Annotated in this window: 17 protein-coding genes; 8 read left to right on the top strand and 9 right to left on the bottom strand. The window is 62.6% G+C overall.

The window, feature by feature from the left end; all coding sequences use genetic code 11:
• Positions 1-65: 65 nt before the first annotated feature.
• Positions 66-980 carry an SDR family oxidoreductase gene (locus A3AI_RS0120215; protein WP_024517313.1) on the top strand — a complete coding sequence of 305 codons (915 nt, stop codon included), beginning with the start codon at positions 66-68 and terminating at the stop codon, positions 978-980.
• Between the two features lie 103 nt (positions 981-1083).
• Positions 1084-2241 (top strand): SMP-30/gluconolactonase/LRE family protein, encoded by a 1158-nt coding sequence (locus A3AI_RS0120210; protein ID WP_024517312.1) that lies wholly within the window; start codon positions 1084-1086, stop codon positions 2239-2241.
• Between the two features lie 106 nt (positions 2242-2347).
• On the opposite strand, the gene ppc is transcribed toward A3AI_RS0120210, so the two are convergent.
• From ppc to A3AI_RS0120195, 3 genes are all read right to left on the bottom strand, one after another.
• Positions 2348-5143 carry a phosphoenolpyruvate carboxylase gene (ppc, locus tag A3AI_RS0120205; protein ID WP_024517311.1) on the bottom strand — a complete coding sequence of 932 codons (2796 nt, stop codon included), beginning with the start codon at positions 5141-5143 and terminating at the stop codon, positions 2348-2350.
• A 164-nt stretch (positions 5144-5307) separates the two neighbouring features.
• Complete coding sequence (locus A3AI_RS0120200; RefSeq protein WP_024517310.1) at positions 5308-6855, bottom strand: acyl-CoA synthetase; 1548 nt, start codon at positions 6853-6855, stop codon at positions 5308-5310.
• A 146-nt stretch (positions 6856-7001) separates the two neighbouring features.
• Complete coding sequence (locus A3AI_RS0120195) at positions 7002-7817, bottom strand: crotonase/enoyl-CoA hydratase family protein (protein WP_024517309.1); 816 nt, start codon at positions 7815-7817, stop codon at positions 7002-7004.
• Positions 7818-7922: 105 nt separating this feature from the next.
• Here A3AI_RS0120195 and A3AI_RS0120190 point away from each other — a divergent pair, with 105 nt between their 5' ends.
• Both A3AI_RS0120190 and A3AI_RS0120185 read left to right on the top strand, forming a co-directional pair.
• Positions 7923-8795 carry an SDR family oxidoreductase gene (locus A3AI_RS0120190; RefSeq protein ID WP_024517308.1) on the top strand — a complete coding sequence of 291 codons (873 nt, stop codon included), beginning with the start codon at positions 7923-7925 and terminating at the stop codon, positions 8793-8795.
• Between the two features lie 75 nt (positions 8796-8870).
• Positions 8871-10451 (top strand): fatty acid--CoA ligase, encoded by a 1581-nt coding sequence (locus A3AI_RS0120185; RefSeq protein WP_024517307.1) that lies wholly within the window; start codon positions 8871-8873, stop codon positions 10449-10451.
• A gap of 28 nt (positions 10452-10479) precedes the next feature.
• Here the strand turns inward: A3AI_RS0120185 and A3AI_RS0120180 are convergent, their stop codons facing one another.
• Positions 10480-11754, bottom strand: coding sequence for an acyl-CoA dehydrogenase family protein (locus tag A3AI_RS0120180; protein ID WP_024517306.1), 1275 nt, complete (start codon positions 11752-11754; stop codon positions 10480-10482).
• Between the two features lie 180 nt (positions 11755-11934).
• Between A3AI_RS0120180 and A3AI_RS0120175 the strand changes: the two genes are divergently transcribed.
• Positions 11935-12714, top strand: coding sequence for an enoyl-CoA hydratase-related protein (locus tag A3AI_RS0120175; RefSeq protein WP_024517305.1), 780 nt, complete (start codon positions 11935-11937; stop codon positions 12712-12714).
• 101 nt (positions 12715-12815) lie between these two features.
• Here the strand turns inward: A3AI_RS0120175 and A3AI_RS0120170 are convergent, their stop codons facing one another.
• The 3 genes from A3AI_RS0120170 to A3AI_RS0120160 are packed head-to-tail and all read right to left on the bottom strand — an operon-like array spanning position 12816 to position 14981.
• The gene (locus A3AI_RS0120170) at positions 12816-13202 is read right to left on the bottom strand and encodes a DUF6285 domain-containing protein (protein ID WP_024517304.1); all 387 of its coding nucleotides are present in this window, start codon (positions 13200-13202) and stop codon (positions 12816-12818) included.
• A 1-nt stretch (position 13203) separates the two neighbouring features.
• Positions 13204-14190, bottom strand: a complete 987-nt coding sequence (locus tag A3AI_RS0120165) for a phosphotransferase family protein (protein WP_024517303.1) — start codon at positions 14188-14190, stop codon at positions 13204-13206.
• Positions 14187-14981 (bottom strand): enoyl-CoA hydratase/isomerase, encoded by a 795-nt coding sequence (locus A3AI_RS0120160; protein WP_024517302.1) that lies wholly within the window; start codon positions 14979-14981, stop codon positions 14187-14189. The genes A3AI_RS0120165 and A3AI_RS0120160 overlap by 4 nt, the downstream gene beginning before the upstream one ends.
• A 201-nt stretch (positions 14982-15182) precedes the next feature.
• On the opposite strand from A3AI_RS0120160, the gene A3AI_RS0120155 reads away from it, so the two are divergent.
• On the top strand, positions 15183-15962 hold the full coding sequence (locus A3AI_RS0120155; protein ID WP_024517301.1) for an SDR family NAD(P)-dependent oxidoreductase: 780 nt from the start codon (positions 15183-15185) through the stop codon (positions 15960-15962).
• Positions 15963-16049: 87 nt separating this feature from the next.
• Complete coding sequence (locus A3AI_RS0120150; RefSeq protein WP_036048965.1) at positions 16050-16268, top strand: hypothetical protein; 219 nt, start codon at positions 16050-16052, stop codon at positions 16266-16268.
• A 136-nt stretch (positions 16269-16404) separates the two neighbouring features.
• Here A3AI_RS0120150 and A3AI_RS0120145 read toward each other — a convergent pair whose 3' ends face one another.
• Positions 16405-16740 (bottom strand): GYD domain-containing protein, encoded by a 336-nt coding sequence (locus A3AI_RS0120145; protein WP_024517299.1) that lies wholly within the window; start codon positions 16738-16740, stop codon positions 16405-16407.
• Positions 16741-17095: 355 nt separating this feature from the next.
• On the opposite strand from A3AI_RS0120145, the gene A3AI_RS0120140 reads away from it, so the two are divergent.
• Entirely contained in the window at positions 17096-17707 is a 612-nt protein-coding gene (locus A3AI_RS0120140; protein ID WP_024517298.1) for a flavin reductase family protein, read from the top strand.
• 174 nt (positions 17708-17881) lie between these two features.
• Here A3AI_RS0120140 and A3AI_RS0120135 read toward each other — a convergent pair whose 3' ends face one another.
• Complete coding sequence (locus A3AI_RS0120135; RefSeq protein WP_024517297.1) at positions 17882-19537, bottom strand: flavin-containing monooxygenase; 1656 nt, start codon at positions 19535-19537, stop codon at positions 17882-17884.
• Between the last annotated feature and the right edge of the window lie 88 nt (positions 19538-19625).

The raw sequence follows: 19625 nt of genomic DNA, 5'->3' as shown, positions 1-19625 counted from the left end.
GCGCAATTGCGCATCGAGGTTCGCCTCTTTGAGGCGCCCCGGAATGACAGACAACAGGAGGCATCATGACAAAATTACTGCAGGACAAGGTCATCGTCGTCACCGGCGCAGGCCGCGGCATCGGGCGCGAGATTGCGTTGCTTTGTGCGGCTGAGGGCGCCAAGGTCGTTGTGAACGACCCCGGCGTCGCGTCGGACGGCTCGGGCTCAAGCGCAGCGCCGGCTGAAGAGGTGGTCGAGGAGATCAAGAAGCGCGGCGGCACTGCGGTCGCGAATTTTGAAAGCGTGGCGGAAGCGATCCCGGCGAGCCGCATCGTCAAATCCGCGACCGATCATTTCGGCCGGCTCGACGGCGTCGTCAACAATGCCGGCATCCTGCGCGACATGATCTTCCACAAGATGAGCGTGGAAGCCTTCGAGGCCGTCATCAAGGTGCACCTGCTCGGCTCGTTCTATGTCTCACACGCCGCAGCGCGTCTGTTCCGCGAGCAGGAGAGCGGCTCCTTCGTGCACTTCACCTCGACCTCGGGCCTTGTCGGCAATTTCGGCCAGGCCAATTACGCGGCCGCGAAGCTCGGCATTGTCGGCCTGTCAAAGTCGATCGCGCTCGACATGAACCGCTTCAACGTTCGCTCCAACTGCGTCTCGCCCTTTGCCTGGAGCCGGATGATCGGAACCATTCCGACCGAGACCGAGGCCGAGAAGGCCCGCGTCGCAAAAATCCAGCAGATGGGGCCAGAGAAGATCGCCCCGGTCGTTGCCTATCTGCTGAGCGACGCCGCAAAGGACGTCACCGGGCAGATTTTTGCAGTGCGCATGAACGAAATTTTCCTGATGGGTCAATCGCGTCCGTTGCGTTCGGTGCACCGCGGCGAAGGCTGGACGCCCGCAACGGTCGCAGAACATGCGATGCCGGCGCTCAAGGCCTCGTTCTACAAACTTGACAGGTCAGCCGACGTGTTCGGCTGGGATCCGGTCTGACCGACAATAACCAAACTATCTCTGGTTGCCTTGCCTCATCCGCCCGCTTTATGCCGGAATGCGAACGGATGGTTTCCTCCCAACAAAAATTTGGGAGGAAACCATGACAACTCCACTGACCTTTCCTGACAAAGAGACCAACCTCAACCGCCGCGTCCTGCTCAGGGGCGCTGCGGGGGCACTGGCGGCGACGGCAGTGACCATGAATACGGCCTCCGCGGCGACGGTAGCACCGCTGGGCCAAACGGGCACTCCAACGAGGTCAACCGCACCCTTGCCCTTGGGGCCGCTTCCCGGCAGCCGCTATCCGGATTCCCACTTGGAGTCCGGCCATCCCAAGCTTTCGTTCGGACCTTTTGGCTTTCCGGCCTTCGCCGGAACAATGGCGGTCGAGCGCGTCGCGACGGGAATGCGCTGGGCCGAAGGACCGGTCTACTTCCCGGCCGGGCGCTACGTTCTATTCAGCGACATTCCGAACAATCGCATCATGCGCTTCTCGGAAGATGACGGTCATCTGAGCGTATACCGTCAGCCGTCGATGAATTCGAACGGCAATACGATTGATCGGGAAGGACGCCTGATCACCTGCGAACACAGCGGCCGACGGGTGACTCGAACTGAGCTCGATGGTTCGGTCACGATCATTGCCGACAAGTACAATGGCAAGAAGCTGAACTCGCCGAACGATGCGGTTGTCGCGTCGGACGGCTCGATCTGGTTTACCGATCCAGCCTATGGCATCGGCGGCTATTATGAGGGCGTCAAAGCCGATCCCGAGCAGGAAAAACACAACGTCTACCGGGTCGACCCGAAATCAGGGGACATAAAGGTTGTGGTCGACGACTTCGTCGAGCCCAACGGCATTACGTTCTCGCCCGACGAGAAGAAGCTCTACGTCATCGACACCGGTTTCACGGATGGACCAGACAACCCGTCGCATATCCGCGTGTTCGACGTAGACATTGGGTCCGGTAAGGTTTCGAACGGCAAAGTCTTCGCGGAAATGCCCAAACCCAGCATTACCGACGGGATGCGCGCTGACACAGCCGGGAATATTTGGTGCTCCGTCGGCTGGGGCGATCCGAACGAGGATGGTGTGCGCTGCTACACCTCTGGTGGCGATCTGCTCGGCAAGATCCACATACCAGAAACTGTCGCCAACCTGTGCTTTGGCGGTCAGCAAAGGAACAGGCTTTATATCTGCGGCTCGACGTCACTCTACGCAGTCTACACGGGTGTGCAAGGCGCTATGAAGCCGTGATCATCTGCTGAGACATATCTCGGTGGTTCCGGGATGGTGCGTTATGCACCAGACCCGGAACCTCGGGATTCCGGGCTCGCGCTTTCGCGCGCCCGGGAAATGACGATTAGCCCGTATTCCTCAACCCCGCCGAGATGCCGTTGATGGTGAGCTGGATGCCGCGCAGCACCTGCTCGTCGGGATTTTGCGCGCGGTGCTCCTTCAACAGCTCGACCTGCACGTGATTGAGCGGATCGAGATAGGGGAAGCGGTTGCGCACCGAGCGTTCGAGCAGCGGGTTGCCCTGCAACAGCCGCTCCTGGCCGGTGATGTCGAGCAAGGTTTCGATCGCAAGATGCCATTCACGCCGGATACGGCCGAAAATATTCTCGCGCAGCTCGGCGTCGGGCACCAACTCAGCGTAGCGCGAGGCGATGGCGATCGAGCTTTTGGCGAGTACCATGTCCATGTTCGACAGCAGCGTGCGGAAGAACGGCCATTGCAAATAGAGCTCGCGCAGGAACGGCATGCCCTGGTCCGGGTGGTTGCCGATCCAGGTTTCCACCGCGCTGCCAAAGCCAAACCAGCCCGGCAGCATCAGGCGGCACTGCGCCCAGGAGAACACCCAGGGGATGGCGCGCAGATCCTCGATGGCGCGCGTCTTCTTGCGCGAGGCCGGACGGCTGCCGATGTTCAGCGTTGCGATCTCGTTGATGACGGTGGACGACCAGAAATAATCGACAAAACCGTCGGTCTCGTAGACCAGGCCGCGATAGGCCTTGAAGGCGAGTTTGGAGAGCTCCTCCATCGCGGTGAGATATTCGGGCTTCGGCGCCGGCTGGCGCGGATGCAGCAGGCTCGCTTCCAGCGTTGCGGCAGCCAGAATCTCCAGATTGTTGCGACCGACCTCGGCGTTGGAATATTTGGACGAGATGATCTCGCCCTGCTCGGTGATGCGGATCTGGCCGTTCACCGCCCCACCCGGCTGGGCGATGATGGCGTCATAGCTCGGCCCGCCGCCACGGCCGACCGAGCCGCCGCGGCCATGGAACAGCCGCAGGCGGACGTGGTGGCGCTCGAACACCTGGACCAGCTCGATCTCCGCCTTGTACAGCTCCCAGCCCGAGGTGACGAAGCCGCCGTCCTTGTTGCTGTCGGAATAGCCGAGCATCACCTCGTGCACCGAGCCGCGGCTGTCCACCAGGCGCCGGTAATCATGTAGCGACAGCATGCGGTCCATGATGCCGGAGCAGGCCTGCAAATCCTCGATGGTCTCGAACAGCGGCACGATGTTGATGGCGCCGCGGCCCGACGGATTGATGAGGCCGACCTCCTTCAGAAGAAGGGCCACCTCCAGCATGTCGGACATGCCCTGGCACATGGAGATGATGCACTGGGGAATGACATCCGCGCCGAACAGCGCATGGGCTTCCGCCGCCGCCTGGAACACCGCGAGCTCGCCCAGCGTCTCCTCGCTGTATTTGACGAATTTCGAGAACAAGGGCCGCGTGTTGCGCAGCTCGTTGGAGAGCAGCGCCACCCGCGCCTCCTCGGACAGCGCGAGATAGGACATGCCGGGCATCGCGGCATCCAGCAGTTCGGCGACCGTGCGCTCATGTACCGCCGAGTTCTGGCGGATGTCGAGGCGGGCAAGATGGAAGCCGAAACAATCCACCGCGCGGCGCAAGACCTTTAATCGCCCGCGCGCGATGACGCGGGCATTGTTGGCGAGCAGCGAGCGGTGCAGCACGTCGAGATCGGCCTGCAGCTCCTTCACGCTGTCATAAGGCGCGGCCTCGCCGACCGGCTTGCGGCTGATCTCGACCTTGAGCTTTGCCGCGGTCGCGGTGAGCCTTGCATAGATGCCGGATACCGCGAGGCGATAGGGTTCGCCGCTGCGGTGCGGCGACCTGTCGGGCGAACGTTCGGCGAGCACGCGCAAATCCTCGGAAACCTCGGCAAGATGCGCGGCGATCGACAGCTCCGCGCCGAGCGCGTGCACCTCCTCCAGATAGAATTGCAGGACGCGGCTCGATTGCAGGCGCAGCGTGCCGCGCATGACGTCCGCCGTGACGAAGGGATTGCCGTCGCGATCGCCGCCGATCCAGCTTCCCATCCTCAGGAAGGACGCGACTTCGCTGGCCGCCTCATCCCCCACGTTGAGTTTATCCTCCAGCGCGCAGATCAGCCGCGGCACCTCATGCAGGAAGGTGTAGTCGTAGAACGACAGCCCGTTGGCGACCTCGTCGAGCACGGTGAGCTTGGTCCGCCGCAAGAGGTTGGTCTGCCATAGCGTCAGCACGGCGCGGCGCAGCTGCTCGTCGGCTGCCTCGCCCTCCTCCGCCGTGAGCTGGACGCGCTCGCGCGTGTCGAGGAGCGAGGCGATCTCCATCTCGCGGTCCATGGTGCTCTTGCGGCGGACCTCGGTCGGGTGCGCCGTCAGCACCGGGCTGACCAGCGCATCCCTAAAGAATTTGCGCAAATCGGCAGGTGAAAGGCCCGCAGCCTGGGCATGCCCCAGCGTCTCAGCCAGTACGCCGGCGCGTGGCGCACCCCTGGCACCGCTCTTGGACCGCATCTGGCGGATGGTGTTCTGATCCTCGGCGATATTGGCGAGGTGGGAGAAATAGCTGAAGGCGCGCACGATGCGCACCGTGTCGGAGATCGACATGCTGTCGAGAATGGTCTCGAGCTCGCGGCGGGCGGCGCGGTCCTCGTCCCGATGGAAGCGGATCGAGGTCTGCCTGATGCGCTCGACCAGGTCGAACACATCGGCGCCCTCCTGATCGCGGACAGTGTCGCCGAGAATACGGCCCAACAGGCGGATATCGTTGCGGAGCCTGGTGTCTTCCTCCAGCGCTTGCGCGTCATCAGCGCGATTGGAGCGAAGTTCCGCGTCGGAAGGCATGGTCTGGGGGGACATTGTCGACTGCTCCAGCAACTGCCCGGCAGCTTTGCAGTCTGCAAGTTTTTTGACGCAGTGCAAGATCAAGAATGAGGCGGTGGCGATCTCTCCGTTTCAATCCGCAAAGCTCTCTCGTCGCCCGGCGAAAAGCCGGGACGACGGTGCTCATTTCCCTTTGCCCCCTAAATCTTCCGCCCCGCCCGCTCCCAATAGGGATCGCGCAGGCGGCGCTTGAAGATTTTGCCCGAATCCTCGCGCGGCAGGGCGGTCTGGATCTCGATGTGCTTAGGCACCTTGTAATCCGCGAGCGATGTCTTCAGCCGGGCGCGGATGTCGGCGACATCGAGCCTCGCCCCCGGTTGCGGCTCGACCACCGCCATCAGCGCCTCGCCGAACTCGGCATCGGGAATGCCGAACACCGCGCAGTCATGGACGCCGGGCAGACCATGCAGCACCGCCTCGATCTCGGCCGGGTAGATGTTGACCCCGCCGGAGATGACCATGTCCCGCTTGCGGTCGCAGAGGAAGACATAGCCGTCGGCATCGATATATCCGACGTCACCTGACGTGATGAAACCTTCCCGCTCGATCTCGGTGCGCTTCTCCGGCTTGTTGTGATAGGTGAAATCCGGATGCGAGGCTATGCGGGAATAGATTTCGCCAATCTCGCCTTGCGGCAGCCCCCGCCCGTCCTCGCCGACGAAGCGCAGCTCGGCGCCCGGGGAAATCTTGCCGACAGTGCCGGGCTTCTTCAGCGCATCCTCGGAGGTCGCAAAAGTCACCGCGCCCGATTCGGTCGAGCCGTAGAACTCGTAGATCACCGGCCCCCACCAATCGATCATGGCGCGCTTGACGTCGGCCGGACAGGGCGCAGCGGCATGAATGACATGACGCAGCGAGGACATGTCGTATTTCTGGCGCACCTCCTCCGGCAGCTTCATCAGGCGGATGAACATGGTCGGCACCATGAAGATAGTGTCGATCTTTTCGGCCTCGATCAGCCGCAGGAATTCCTCCGGCTCGAAACGCGGCATCAAGACCAGCGCCCCGCCGAGGCGGCCCGAACGAATGCCGAACGAATTGGGCGCGGAATGATAAAGCGGCCCCGGCAGCAGCGCCCGCGCACCCGGCTTGAGCCCATAGATCATCGCCCGCATCCGTTCCATCGCCGCGCTCTGCTCTGGAGTCGGCGCGGCGCGCCGCACACCCTTGGGATGCCCCGTGGTGCCGGAAGTGTAGATCATGTTCATCGGCTGCGGCACCGCCGGCCCATCATGGCGCGGCTGCTCCGCAAGCCAGCTCTCGAAATCCTGAGCGAAATCCGGCCTTGCGAGATGATCGGGATCGATCTTGTAGGTGGCCAGGATCTCCGGCGGCGTCGGCACGCTCAGCACCGTCACGCCTTGCGGAACGGCATCCCGCAGCTGGTGCAAGAGGTCGGCATGGCCGATCAACACCGACGTTCCGGAGTCCTTCAAGATGTAATTGATCTCCTCCGGCTTGAAGTGCCAGTTCACGGGCACGCCATAGGCGCCGAGTTGCATCTCGCCAAAGGCCGCCTCGATGAAGGCGATGTCGTTGCGCATCAGCATGCAGACACTGTCGCCCTGGCGCACGCCAAGCCGATGCAGGCCGCCGGCGATGCGGCCAGCGCGATCGGCGGCGGCCTCATGACTGCGCCGGCGCGCTCCGGAGATGATGCCGAGAAAGGGTCGGGACGTTTCGCTCATTTGTCTTCCGATCTTGGTCGGATTGAAATTTCTAAGTTGTCATTACCGGACGATGCGAAGCATCGAACTCTGATGTGCTCTCGCAACATCAGGGAATCTCGAGATTCCGGGTTCGCGCCAGCGCGCGCCCCGGAATGACCGGCCTCTCAACCTGGATCGGCAAACTTCGGAACGCGCTTTTCCAGATTGGATCGCACCGCCTCGGTCTGGTTCGGGCTGCCGAGCAGTTTTTGCTGCTCCACCGACTCCGCAAGCAGCGCAGGCCCCGGATCGACCGAAAGATTGTTCAGCATACGCTTGGCCGCACGGATTGCATCCGGGCTCCTGCCCGCGATCTCGCGCGCGACCTGCAACGCCGCGGCTCGCGGATCGTCGCATATGCGTGTCGCCAGCCCATAGCTCAGCGCCTCCTGGGCCGAGAAAATCCGCCCAGTAAAGGTGAGATCGCGCAGAATGTCGTCGCGCACGAGGCTCGCCAGGATGGGCGTGCCTGCCATGTCAGGGACCAGGCCCCATTTGATCTCCATGATCGACATCCGCGCATCTGCGCTGAGGAAGCGCATGTCAGCGCCTAGCGCGAGCTGGAAACCGCCGCCAAAGGCAACGCCATGCACAGCAGCGATCACTGGAACCGGGAGCTGCCGCCAGCCCCACACTGCGGTTTGTGGAAAATTTGCCAGCCCGTGCGTCCGCGCGGTGAGGTCACGCTTTTCGCCACCCGGAATTCCGTTGCCGCCTTTCTCCTTCATGGCGGCGAAGCGGCCCATGTCGAGACCGGCGCAGAATGCCCGCCCCTCGCCCGACAGCACTACCGCTCGTAGGCCTTTCTCTTTCGCCAGCCTATCGGTGGCAGCGACCAACGCCTCGAACATCTCGGCGTCCAGCGCGTTCATTTTCTCCGCGCGTACCAGGCGCACATCGGCGACGCCTTCCGACATCGTGATCGAGACGCGGCTCTCCATAAAAATACTCCTTGGGCTCTTATCCCTTGTTGCAGCTTTACAGAACGGCCTCAGAGGGATTTAGTCAATCGACCAATTAACATGCATTTTCTTCAGGCGGACACCATGTTCAAAGACAATCTCCTGGCGGGGCGACGCATTTTGGTCACCGGCGGCGGCACTGGACTCGGCAAGGCAATGGCCGCGCGTTTCCTGCAACTCGGTGCCGAGGTCCATATTTGCGGCCGCCGCAAGATCGTCTGCGACGAGACCGCGACCGAACTGATGGATCTCTACGGTGGCCGGGTCACGAGCCACGGTGTCGACATCCGCAACGCACTCGCGGTCGACGAGATGGTGGAGAACATCTTTCGCGAGGGCCCCCTCACCGATCTCATCAACAATGCCGCCGGCAATTTCATCTCGCGCAGCGAGGAGCTCAGCCCGCGCGGCTTTGACGCGGTCGCCAATATCGTCATGCACGGCACCTTCTATGTCACGCACGCGGTCGGCCGGCGCTGGATCGCCGCCAAGATGCCTGGCAATGTGGTGTCGATCACGGTGACCTGGGTGCGCAACGGCTCGCCTTATGTGGTGCCATCGGCGATGAGTAAGTCCGCCATCCATGCCATGACCATGTCGCTGGCGACCGAATGGGGCCGCTACGGCATCCGCCTCAACACCATCGCGCCCGGCGAGATCCCGACCGAGGGCATGAGCAAGCGCATCAAGCCCGGCGATGAGGCCGGCGCCCGCACCAAGGCGATGAACCCGATGGGCCGCGTCGGCACCCTGGAGGAATTGCAGAACCTCGCAACCTTCCTGATCTCCGGCGGCTGCGACTGGATCAACGGCGAGACCATCGCGATGGATGGCGCGCAGGCGCTCGCAATGGGCGGCAATTTTTACCAGCTGCGCGACTGGAGCAATGACGACTGGACCAAGGCGCGCGAGTCCATCATGGCGCAGAACGAAAAGGACCGCGCGAAACGGGGGTAGCCTCATTTCCCCGTATTGTCTTTGTCGCCGCGTAACGCCAGTATCGCGGTCAACAGAGAACCTCAAGGGGGAAACATGTCGGCATCCGTGCAGCCAGCGACGCTGGCCGAGGTCGTGCGCCTGCAGGCCAAAAGCCGCAGCGAGGCCATCGCCTTTGAATTCGAAGGCCGTATCACAACCTTCGCCGATTTCGAGCGCAACACCAACCGCGTCGCCAATGGGCTGAAAACGCTGGGCGTGCGGCCCGGCGAACGCATCGCCTATCTCGGCAAGAACAGCGACGTCTTTTTCGAGCTGCTGTTCGGCGCGATCAAGGCCAGGATCGTGATGGCGCCGATCAACTGGCGCCTCGCCGCCCCCGAGGTTGCGTTCATTATCGAGGACTGCAAGGCCCCGGTGCTGTTTGTCGGCCCCGAGTTCGTCGCGCTGGTGCGCAACATTCTGCCACGGCTGGCGGACGTGCGTACCGTCATCACGACCGAAGGCGGCGCACCGGAATGGCAGGATTTTTCGGCCTGGCGCGACGCGCAGGACGACGCCGATCCCGGCAGCGAGGTGACACGCAAGGACATCGCTCTCCAGCTCTACACGTCCGGCACCACCGGAAAGCCAAAGGGCGCGATGCTGTCGCATGCCAACTTCCTCAACCTGGTCAACACCGGCTCCGCTGCAGAGCAGCCGGAGTGGAACAAATGGACCGCTGACGATGTCTCGCTGGTGGCGATGCCGCTCTTTCACATCGGCGGCTCCGGCTGGGGCGTGATGGGCTTCTTTCATGGCGCACGAGCCGTGATCACGCGTGATTTCGACCCGACCAAAGTGCTCGATATCTTCGAGCAGGCCGGTATCACCAAATTGTTCATGGTGCCGGCGGCGATGCAATTCGTGGTGCGCCAGCCGCGCGCGCGGCAGATGGATTTCTCGCGCCTGAAACACATGCTCTATGGCGCCTCGCCCATTCCGGCTGCGCTGCTGAAGGAATGCATCGACGTGTTCAAATGCGGCTTCGTTCAGGTCTACGGCATGACCGAGACCACGGGCGCCATCGTGGCGCTGCCGCCGGAGGACCATCTCGAGGGATCGGAGCGGATGCGCTCGGCCGGCAAGGCGATGCCGGGCATTGAGCTTGCGATCCTGGACGCGGACGGAAATCAATTGCCGCCGCGCGAGGTCGGCGAGATCGCGACGCGCTCGGGCTCGAACATGGAAGGCTACTGGAATCTGCCGGAGGCGACGGCGCGTACGCTCGACAAGGACGGCTGGCTGCGCACCGGTGACGCGGGCTTCATGGACGAGGACGGCTATCTCTACATCCACGACCGTATCAAGGACATGATCATCTCGGGCGGAGAGAATATCTATCCAGCGGAAGTGGAGAGCGCGATCTGCGATCACCCCGACGTGGCGGAGGCCGCCGTAATCGGCATCCCCGATGAAAAATGGGGCGAGGCGGTTAAGGCGGTCGTGGCGCTGAAGCCGGGCAAGACGGCGACCGCAACCGACATCATCAATTTCACCCGCGAGCGCATCGCGGGCTTCAAGACGCCGAAATCGGTCGACTTCGTCCCGGCGCTCCCGCGCAACCCCTCGGGCAAGATTTTGCGGCGGCAATTGCGCGATCCCTATTGGGCCGACAAGGACCGGCAGGTGAATTGACGAGATTTCGCGCGAGAACTCTCCCTCGTCAATGCTTTCCCGCGCCCATATAGCCGAACAGAAATCCCGCCACCTTCCGCTTCTGGATTTCCTCGCTTCCCTCGGTGATGCGGTAACGGCGGTGATGGCGGTAAATGTGCTCGAACGGCTTGTGACGCGAATAGCCCATGCCGCCATGCACCTGCATCGCGGTATCGGCCGCCTCGCAGCAGAGGCGGTTGGCCCAGAAGTTACACATCGAGACCTTGTCGGACAGCGTGTGCTCGACCTGGGCCTGGGTCAGCTGGTCCATTTCCCAGGCGGTCTTGCGGATCAAAAGCCGCAGCATTTCGGCTTGTGTCGCAAGCTCGACCAGCGGCCACTGGATCGCCTGGTTCTCCGCCAGCGCCTTACCGAACGGTTTGCGCTCGCGCGCATATTTGACGCTCTCGTTGATGCAATAGGCTGCCGCTCCGAGCGAGCTCGCCGCCTGCCGGATCCGGTTCTCATGAACAAAGCATTGCGCCAGCGACAGCCCGCGCCCGACCTCGCCGAACTGCGCATCCACTGGCACGAACACGTCGGTAAAGCTGACGCGGGGATGATCGGTCGGCATGTTGAAGGTCCACATATATTCCTCGACCTTCACGCCGTCTGATTTCGCCGGCACCAGGAAACAGGTGATGCCGCGTGCATCGCCGTCGTTGCCGGATGTGCGTGCGAACAGCGCGCAATGCGTGGCGACATGCATGCCCGTCGTCCACATCTTCTCGCCATTGATGATCCAGCCCTTGACATTGTCGCGGGTCGCAGGCTGCGCGCGCGTCTCCATGTGGGTGGCATCGGAACCGTGATGCGGCTCGGTGAGGCCGAAGGTGATGCGGTATTTGCCCGCGATCGAGCCCTCGATCATCGCCTTCTGCTCGTCGCTGCCGTAGCGGTCGAGCATGGTGACGACAGGGAAATTGCCGACGATGGAATGTTCGTTCTGCAAATCATTGTGCAGCCCGAGCCCCTTGGACGCAAAATGCTCGCGGATCACGGCCATCCAGAGATTGGAGCCGTCCTTTCCGCCATAGCGCTTCGGGATTGCAAAGCGCAGATGGCCGGCCGCATCGGCGCGGTCTTTCGCTTTCCGCAGCAGCGCCTCCCACTCATGGCGCGGCAGGCCGCCGTGCTCGAAATCGGTACGCGCCCATTCGCGGCGATGGTCGAAGAAGCGGATGTTGTCATCGGCCCCCTCCAACGGCTTGATCTCGCGCGTGATGAAACGGTCGAGTTCGTCGAGATAGGCGACGAGATCGGCGGGCAATGCGAAATCCAAGGCGTGTCTCCCAAAAATCGTTTCATCGTTGTTAGCCCACACTAACGCCGGCTGACATGGCCTGTAACGCGGGGCTGGCCCAGCGTGGTTGAATGACATAATTGCATGACTTCGGCTTGCGGAAACAAGCTAGGATGGCGCGTCCGCATTCCGCGCTACAGAAAAATCGAGGGAGCAAACATGGAGCTGAAATTCTCGAAGGTCGAGCGCAAGGGGCCTATCACCATCGTCACGCTGTCGCGGCCCGAAGTGTACAACGCGCTGCATATCGAGGCGCATTTCGAGCTCAACAAGGTGTTTGACGACTTCTCGGCCGATCCCGAGCAGTGGGTCGCAATTGTCACCGGCGCCGGCGACAAGGCGTTCTGCGCCGGCAATGATCTGAAATGGCAGGCGGCGGGCGGCAAGCGCGGCTGGGACAAGGGCGGCTTTGCCGGGCTGACCACGCGCTTCGACTGCGACAAGCCGATCATCGCGGCGGTCAATGGCGTCGCCATGGGTGGCGGTTTCGAGATCGCGCTCGCCTGCGACCTCATCATCGCCTCCGAGAACGCGACGTTTGCCTTGCCCGAGCCGCGGGTAGGACTTGCGGCTCTCGCCGGCGGCTTGCATCGCCTGCCCCGGCAGATCGGTCTGAAACGTGCCATGGGTATGATCCTGACCGCACGCCACGTTCCGGCGCGCGAGGGGCTCGAGCTTGGCTTTGTCAACGAGGTGGTGCCGCAGGGCGAAGCGCTTTCCGCCGCGCTGCGCTGGGCGGAGACCATCTGCAAGAACTCGCCGATGTCGATCCGCGCCTCCAAGCAGACGATTCAGAAGGGCCTTGGCGTCTCGCTGGAGCAGGCGATGGCCGAACAGCGCGACTACCCCGCTGTAAAGGCGATGGTGGCGTCGCAGGACTACATCGAGGGACCGAAGGCGTTTGCCGAGAAGCGGCCGCCAAAATGGGTAGGGCGGTAGTTGTCGGCAACGTCATTCCGGGGCGGTGCGTTAGCACCGAACCCGGAATCTCGAGATTCCGGGTTCGGTCCTTCGGACCGCCCCGGAATGACAGCGGAGAGCTAGGCGCCGGTGTTGCCTCTCCCCAGCTCCCTCTTGTACGCCGCATAGCCCGGCTGATCGACGGCGAGCTTGTCCATCGTGGTCTGCCAGAGATGCTCGGCAAGACCCGGCGTTCGCAGGTCCATCTCGCCGCTCGCGATCTTGTCGGAGAGGACACCATTCAGCTCGATCAGCGAGCTGTCCATGCCAAGCATCTGCCGCAGCCGCGCAGCTTCCGCGGCATCGCTTCCCTTTTCCAGCGTCAACTGCCGTGTCACCAGATCGAGTATGTTGATGGCAACGCGGAGCTTGAACGCGCTGTGGCCTGACGGTGTCGGCGCGATGTCGTCACGCAGGAAATCAGCCACGGCTTTCGTCAGTTCCGTTGGTGTCGGTTCGTCCTGCATGTCAGTTTCCTCGCGGCGCCAGCAGCCGCAGCAAATCGATCTCCGTTTCCGACGCCCGGCGTCCGATCATGGCGCGTTCCATGGAATGATCGGGACCCAGCCGAAAACGCTGCATCATGCCGCCGCACATCACGCCCCAGCGCAGCGTGCCCATGACCTCGTAGAACGTCACCCTGTCAGCGTCGACCTTGCGGCCGGCGGCCTCGTAGCCGCCGAACAGCTCTTCGCGAGAGCCAAAGCCGCCGACTGGCTTGTCGATCTCGCCAAAGCGCCAGGAGTTGACGCAGATCCACCCGAGATCCTCCATGGGGTCGCCGAGATGGGCGAGTTCCCAGTCGAGCACGGCGCGGACACCGTCGGGGCCGATGATGAGATTGCCATGGCGGAAATCGCCATGCACCAGCGTCTCCCGTTGCGGCGGGCCGGGATCGTGCTCGGCGAGCCAGCGCAGCGCGAGCTCGAATACCGGCTTCGGCCAGTTGAGACTGCGATATTCGCGCGCGAGCTCGGCGATCTCGGCCGTCGCAGTCAGCCGACGCAGCTCCGGCAATTTTTCGCGCGCCAGACCATGAATACCCGCAGCGATCTGGCCGAGTTGGCGCGCCAGCTTCGGCCGGGCTGCAGCGAACTCCGCGTCACGCAGAATCTTGCGTGCGATCGTCTCGCCTTCGACACGGGCCATGATGAAGCCGGTGCCGAGATCGTCCTCCGGCGTCAGCACATGCAGCACGCGCGGCGACGGCACACCGGCCTCGTAAGCGAGCTGCATCAGGCGTGCTTCCGCCGCAAGCCCCGCCGCGCGCGTCGGCGATGCGCCGTAGCCCTTGGGCGCACGGCGCAGGATGGCGCCGAGATTGCCCAAGGGATGGACAATCTCGAACGACCAGGTCTCCTGGCTGGCGCCGCCGGACAATTTTGCCGCCGAAGCAACGCCAGTTGCGCCCGGATACCAGCCTCGCACCGAGCGGCTGAGCTCCGCCTCGATCATTTGCCTGCGAACTTGGCCGGGCGCTTTTCAAGGAAGGCGGCGACGCCTTCCTTGAAGTCATCCGTTGCGCCCGCGATGCGCTGCGACTGGTACTCCAGGTTGAGCTGCTCCTCGAAGGAATTTTCCTCGCTGTCCCAATAGAGCTTGCGGATCAAGGACAGCGCGACCGTCGGCCCGCTTGCAAGCTCGCGCGCGAGCTTCATCGCCTCCTCCATCAACACGCCATCGTCATAGACGCGATTGATCAGCCCCCATTCGAGTGCCTTCTCTGCCGGGAGGCGCTCGCCCATCAGCGACAACTCGATGGAACGCGCCTTGCCGACCAGGCGCGGCAACAGCCAGGTCGAGCCGCAATCAGGCACCAGGCCGATGCGGCGGAAGGCCTGCAGGAAATAGGCGGAGCGCGCGACCAGGATCATGTCGCCGAGCAGCGCGAAGCTCATGCCGGCGCCGGCGGCCGGGCCGTTCACGGCAGTGACCAGCGGGCAATGCAGGTTACGGATCCGCCGCAGGAACGGATGGAACGCGGTCTCCAGGGCCGCACCCGCGTTGCTGCGACCCGGCTTTTGTTGCTGGTTACGACCCTGCAGATTGGCGCCGGTGCAGAAGGCGCGGCCCGCCCCGGTCAGCACCACGCAGCGCACGGTTGCCTTGTTGGCCTCGATCTCGTCAAGCGCCTCGGCAAGGCCGGCGAGCATGTCCATCGAGACCGCGTTCATGACCTCCTGGTGATCAAGCTTGAGGACCGCGACCGGTCCGTCGAAATCGAGCGTGCAGTGCTTGAATTGCATGGTTTCCTCTTGATCTCTTGTGATCATCGTTTGCGATAGTCTCTTGCGATCCAAATTCCGCAGTGCGGACCAGCGCAGCTTCATACCGCATATTTGATTTTTGCCGCGCGCTTGTCCATGCTTGCCGGCAAACAATGACCTCCCTTCGATGCACGGCTGACGTGCGTCATAACAACGAAAATGCCTGACAAGGACACGCTCATGAACATGTTCGATCTCACCGGCCGCGTTGCGGTCGTCACCGGCGGCAATGGCGGTATTGGCCTCGGCATCGCCCAAGCACTTGCGTTGAGTGGCTGCAATGTCTCGATCTGGGGCCGCAATGCGGAAAAGAACAAGGCGGCGCTCGCGACAATGGCCGGCAGTCCCGGCAAGGTCGAGAGTCGCGTCTGCGACGTTACGAGCCCGGCCTCCGTCAATGAGGCCATGAAGGCGACGCTGGATGTGTTTGGCCGCGTCGACGGCTGTTTTGCCAATGCCGGCATTGGCGGTGGCGGGCGGCGCGCCTTCATCGAACGCACCGAGGAGGAGTGGCGCGCGATGTTCGCAACCAATCTGGACGGCGTGTTCCATGCATTCCAGGTGGCCGCACGCCACATGACCGAGCGCGCCAACAATGGCGACAAGTTCGGTCGGCTGGTTGCGACCTCGAGCCTGGCGTCGCTGTTCGGCACCGCGCGCAACGAGCACTACGCCGCGACCAAGGCTTCCCTCAACGCGCTCTGCCGAGCGCTCGGCGTGGAACTCGCCCGCTATGGCGTCACCGCCAATGCGATCCTGCCCGGCTGGATCAAGAGCGACATGACTGCGAGGATCATGGCTGACGACAAATTCGTCGGCGCCGTGATGCCGCGCATTCCGATGCGCCGCTTCGGCGAGCCCGGCGATTTCGGCGGCATTGCGGTTTATCTGATGAGCAAGGCGTCGTCCTATCACACGGCCGATTGCTTCGTGATCGACGGCGGTTACACCGCATTTTAACTATTGCGCATAGCGGCGCGCGTCACGCGAAGCTCTGCGTGCTTCGCATTGACGCGGGCGGACTTCATCACAACGCGAGGCAGGACGGTGTCGAGCAGAGACGACGAGCTGTCACGAAATCCGCCGGATCGCGGCGACGGTGACACACCGCCGATCTCAAACCGCAGGCTTGCGATGTACGTCGTTGCGCTCGTGATCGCCCTCGTGCTCGGCTATCTCTTCCTGAGCAAGCTCGTTGATATTTCGCAAGAGGAGGACTGTGCGCTTGCGCATCGCAGGAATTGCGGTGCGAGCACTAACCCGTAAGAATACGCGAGCGCGATCGGTTTTTGGCGCGGCAACCCGCGGCAACGCCGATGCTTCGCATCGGCGTTCTCTTGTTTCGCTTGGGTGCTTTCTTTTCTACCTTCCTCAATCAAAAGGACAGGCACCCGAACCGTGGCTAGCCGCCGGGTGGCGTGTACGAACCGCGGAGCTTGGCAGCCTTCTGCCGGACCTGCACGATCTCCTCCTGCGTGAACAGGCGCGTCAGCTTGACGTTCTGCAGCGTACCGGCGGCCACCACGAGGCCGGAGATCACCGGCGCCATGGTAGGATCCGGCACGTCGAAAATGGTCAGCACGCTCGGCCCCTCCGCCGACATCGAATACATCGAAATCAACTTTCCGCCGGCCGCTTCGACCAGCTTCTTGGCCGCCTCGTAGCGATTTTGAGTGGGATTTTCCATGATGCTGTTAAGGGCGCGTGGCGTGTACTGTCCTGTCAGGCAGAAATGCATGGCGATTTCTCCGATGGGATGTGGGTTCAAAAATCAATATCCATCCGCGACACGCGAGGGATGGTTGTCTTGGTGCTTGAAAAAATTCGAATAAATTGCAGGGCCCGCCGTGGGCACAGGCGCCGCAATAATTTCCAGGGCTTCGGCACGTCCCGGCAGCGGCTCTGAAAAGAGGTTACATCAACGCCACTCCATGCGGAAGAGCCGCAGCGACCGAGACGACAAAAGGCCGCAAGCTGGCCTCCCGTCTCGTTGCGCTCATGCAAGCAGGGCACCACAGCATGACTTCGCGGCTTTATCGGCGGAGAACCTCGGATTACCTTCGGCAGCGCCCACCATGCAAAAAGGAAATAAAATGGACTATGACGCCACCGACCTCTCGCCCCGCGAGCGCTACAAGGTGCTCACCTCCTTCGTGCTGCCGCGGCCGATTGCCTGGGTGACCTCTCTCGGTCCGACCGGCGTGGTCAACGCTGCGCCGTTCAGTTTTTTCAACGTGTTCTCTGAGGATCCGCCGCTCTGCATGATCGCCGTCAACGCCCGCCCCGACGGTCGGATCAAGGACACGCTCGCCAACATCCAGCGCACGGGCGAGTTCGTCGTCCACATTGCCGACGAGCCGCTTGCGCGAGCGATGCACGAATCCAGCGGAGACTTTCCGCCCGACATCGGCGAGCCGAATCATCTGGGGCTCAAGCTTGCGCCTTCGACGCGGGTCGCGCCCCCCCGGCTTGCCGACGCGCCATGGGCGATGGAATGCAAGACGTGGAGGACCATCGACGTCAACGGCGACCGCCAGCTCGTCATGGGCGAAGGCATTCATTTCTACATCCGTGACGAGCTCTGGGACCAAAAGGCGATGCGCGTGCACATGGAGCGCTACCATCCGGTGGGGCGCATGTTCGCAGATCGCTACTGTCGTACCGATGATCGCGTCGTATTTCCTGCCGCGCAAGGCACGCAATAGGCGCTGGCCGTCCACGCGAAAAGCGGACGACGCTTACGCAAGATTCCGTAATCTTATGGGCTGCTGGCGTGCGCATGCAGGTCGCCAGCAGAACAAAAATTTAAGATCGCGGCCCTACGCCAAGAGGGCGCGACGGCCCATTCTCTCGTCACGGCCCGGCTTGTAGTGGCGGTCTCAGAAAACCGCTGCCGCCCGCTCCTGCTCCGCCGCCGTCAGCACAAACCCCTCATAGCCCTTGGCCGCAACATCGGTGCAGATCTGCCGGTAGACGCCGACGCCACCGATATAGGGCATGAAGATGCGCGGCTTGCCCGGAACATTGGCGCCCATGTACCAGGAATTGGCCTGCGGATAGAGCGTGCCATGCGCGACCTCGTTGACATGGGCCACCCATTTTTCCTCGGCGCTCGTGTCCGCTTCCATTACCTCCAGGCCATTGCTACGCAGATGCCCGAGGCAATCCGCGATCCAGTCGACATGCTGCTCGATGGAGACAATCATGTTCGACAGCACCGACGGACTTCCGGGGCCGGTGATGATGAAGAGATTGGGAAAGCCGGCGGTCATCAGTCCGAGATAGGTCTTGGGACCTTCCGACCATTTCTGGTTCAGCGACACTCCATTGCGTCCGCCGATGTCGATCTTGGCGACCGAGCCGGTCATGGCGTCGAAGCCGGTCGCCAGCACCAGCGCGTCCAGTTCGTAAGTCGCAGTGGCGGTACGCAGCCCGTGCGGGAGGATCTCTTCGATCGGGCTCGACTTGATATCGACCAGGGTGACGTTGTCGCGATTGAAGGTCGCGAAATAGTCGGTATCGATGCAGATGCGCTTGGTGCCGATCGGGTGCGAGCGCGGCTGCAACAGCGCCGCCGCCTTGGGATCGGCGACGATCTCGGCGATCTTGCCGCGGACGAACTCGGCCGCGGTGTCGTTGGCCGGCCTGCTCATGGCGAGATCGTTGTAGACCGACATGAAGGTCAATCCGCCGCGCTGCCAGCGTCCCTCATATTTCGAGCGCCGCTCATTGGCGCCGTCGTCGAGCGCACCGCGATCCGGCAACTCGGTATAGATGCCATTGCGCGCCTCCCATCGCGCAAAGTGCCGGACCTCCGGATATTTCTCGCGGAAGGCCTGCCGCTCCTCCGGCGTCAGCTTGGCGTTACGCGCCGGAATGGAGAAATTCGCGGTACGCTGGAACACCGTGAGATGTTTTGCCTGCTCCGCAATGACCGGAGTTGACTGGATACCTGACGAACCCGTGCCGATCAGACCGACGCGCAGGCCCGTGAAATCGACCGGCTCATGTGGCCAGTTGCCGGTGTGATAAACAGGCCCCTCGAAGCTTTCGAGGCCGTTGATGTCCGGCATGCGGGCGTTGGAAAGACAACCGGTCGCAAGCACCACGAAGCGTGTGATGATCGTCTTGCCGTCGGAGGTCGTCACCCGCCAGATATTCTCTGCCTCGTCAAATGCCGCGCGATCGACGCGAGTATTGAATTGAATGTCGACCCTCAAGCCAAAACGATCGGCAACGTGGTTGGCGTATTTCAGGATCTCCGGCTGCGGCGCATAACGCTCACTCCAGTCCCATTCCTGCTGCAGGTCATCCGAAAACGAATAGGAGTACTGCATGCTCTCGACATCGCAGCGCGCGCCGGGATAGCGGTTCCAGTACCAGGTTCCGCCAACGCCGCCGCCCTGCTCGTAGACCCGCACCGAGAAGCCGAGATCGCGCAGGCGATGGAGCATGTACATCCCCGCAAAGCCCGCGCCGACCACGACGACGTCGTAGCGTTCATGGCCTTGCTTGCTCGTCTCGCTTGCGGACATCGAAGGACGCTCCCTGGTTTTCTGATTTGGACAGAAGCATTCCACGTCCGCACGAAAGCGCAAGAGGCAAGGCCGCACGCCAGATCCT

The sequence above is a fragment of the Bradyrhizobium sp. Tv2a-2 genome, assembly GCF_000472425.1.
Classification (GTDB): domain Bacteria; phylum Pseudomonadota; class Alphaproteobacteria; order Rhizobiales; family Xanthobacteraceae; genus Bradyrhizobium.
Note: the sequence above shows the minus strand (reverse complement) of the source record. Positions and strands in the feature narration are given on the sequence as shown.

Bases quoted from the DNA above. Each gene is read 5' to 3' on its own strand.
- A3AI_RS0120215 (WP_024517313.1), top strand. From the start codon at position 66: ATGACAAAATTACTGCAGGACAAGGTCATCGTCGTCACCGGCGCAGGC.
- A3AI_RS0120210 (WP_024517312.1), top strand. From the start codon at position 1,084: ATGACAACTCCACTGACCTTTCCTGACAAAGAGACCAACCTCAACCGC.
- ppc (WP_024517311.1), bottom strand. From the start codon at position 5,143: ATGTCCCCCCAGACCATGCCTTCCGACGCGGAACTTCGCTCCAATCGC.
- A3AI_RS0120200 (WP_024517310.1), bottom strand. From the start codon at position 6,855: ATGAGCGAAACGTCCCGACCCTTTCTCGGCATCATCTCCGGAGCGCGC.
- A3AI_RS0120195 (WP_024517309.1), bottom strand. From the start codon at position 7,817: ATGGAGAGCCGCGTCTCGATCACGATGTCGGAAGGCGTCGCCGATGTG.
- A3AI_RS0120190 (WP_024517308.1), top strand. From the start codon at position 7,923: ATGTTCAAAGACAATCTCCTGGCGGGGCGACGCATTTTGGTCACCGGC.
- A3AI_RS0120185 (WP_024517307.1), top strand. From the start codon at position 8,871: ATGTCGGCATCCGTGCAGCCAGCGACGCTGGCCGAGGTCGTGCGCCTG.
- A3AI_RS0120175 (WP_024517305.1), top strand. From the start codon at position 11,935: ATGGAGCTGAAATTCTCGAAGGTCGAGCGCAAGGGGCCTATCACCATC.
- A3AI_RS0120170 (WP_024517304.1), bottom strand. From the start codon at position 13,202: ATGCAGGACGAACCGACACCAACGGAACTGACGAAAGCCGTGGCTGAT.
- A3AI_RS0120165 (WP_024517303.1), bottom strand. From the start codon at position 14,190: ATGATCGAGGCGGAGCTCAGCCGCTCGGTGCGAGGCTGGTATCCGGGC.
- A3AI_RS0120160 (WP_024517302.1), bottom strand. From the start codon at position 14,981: ATGCAATTCAAGCACTGCACGCTCGATTTCGACGGACCGGTCGCGGTC.
- A3AI_RS0120155 (WP_024517301.1), top strand. From the start codon at position 15,183: ATGAACATGTTCGATCTCACCGGCCGCGTTGCGGTCGTCACCGGCGGC.
- A3AI_RS0120145 (WP_024517299.1), bottom strand. From the start codon at position 16,740: ATGCATTTCTGCCTGACAGGACAGTACACGCCACGCGCCCTTAACAGC.
- A3AI_RS0120140 (WP_024517298.1), top strand. From the start codon at position 17,096: ATGGACTATGACGCCACCGACCTCTCGCCCCGCGAGCGCTACAAGGTG.
- A3AI_RS0120135 (WP_024517297.1), bottom strand. From the start codon at position 19,537: ATGTCCGCAAGCGAGACGAGCAAGCAAGGCCATGAACGCTACGACGTC.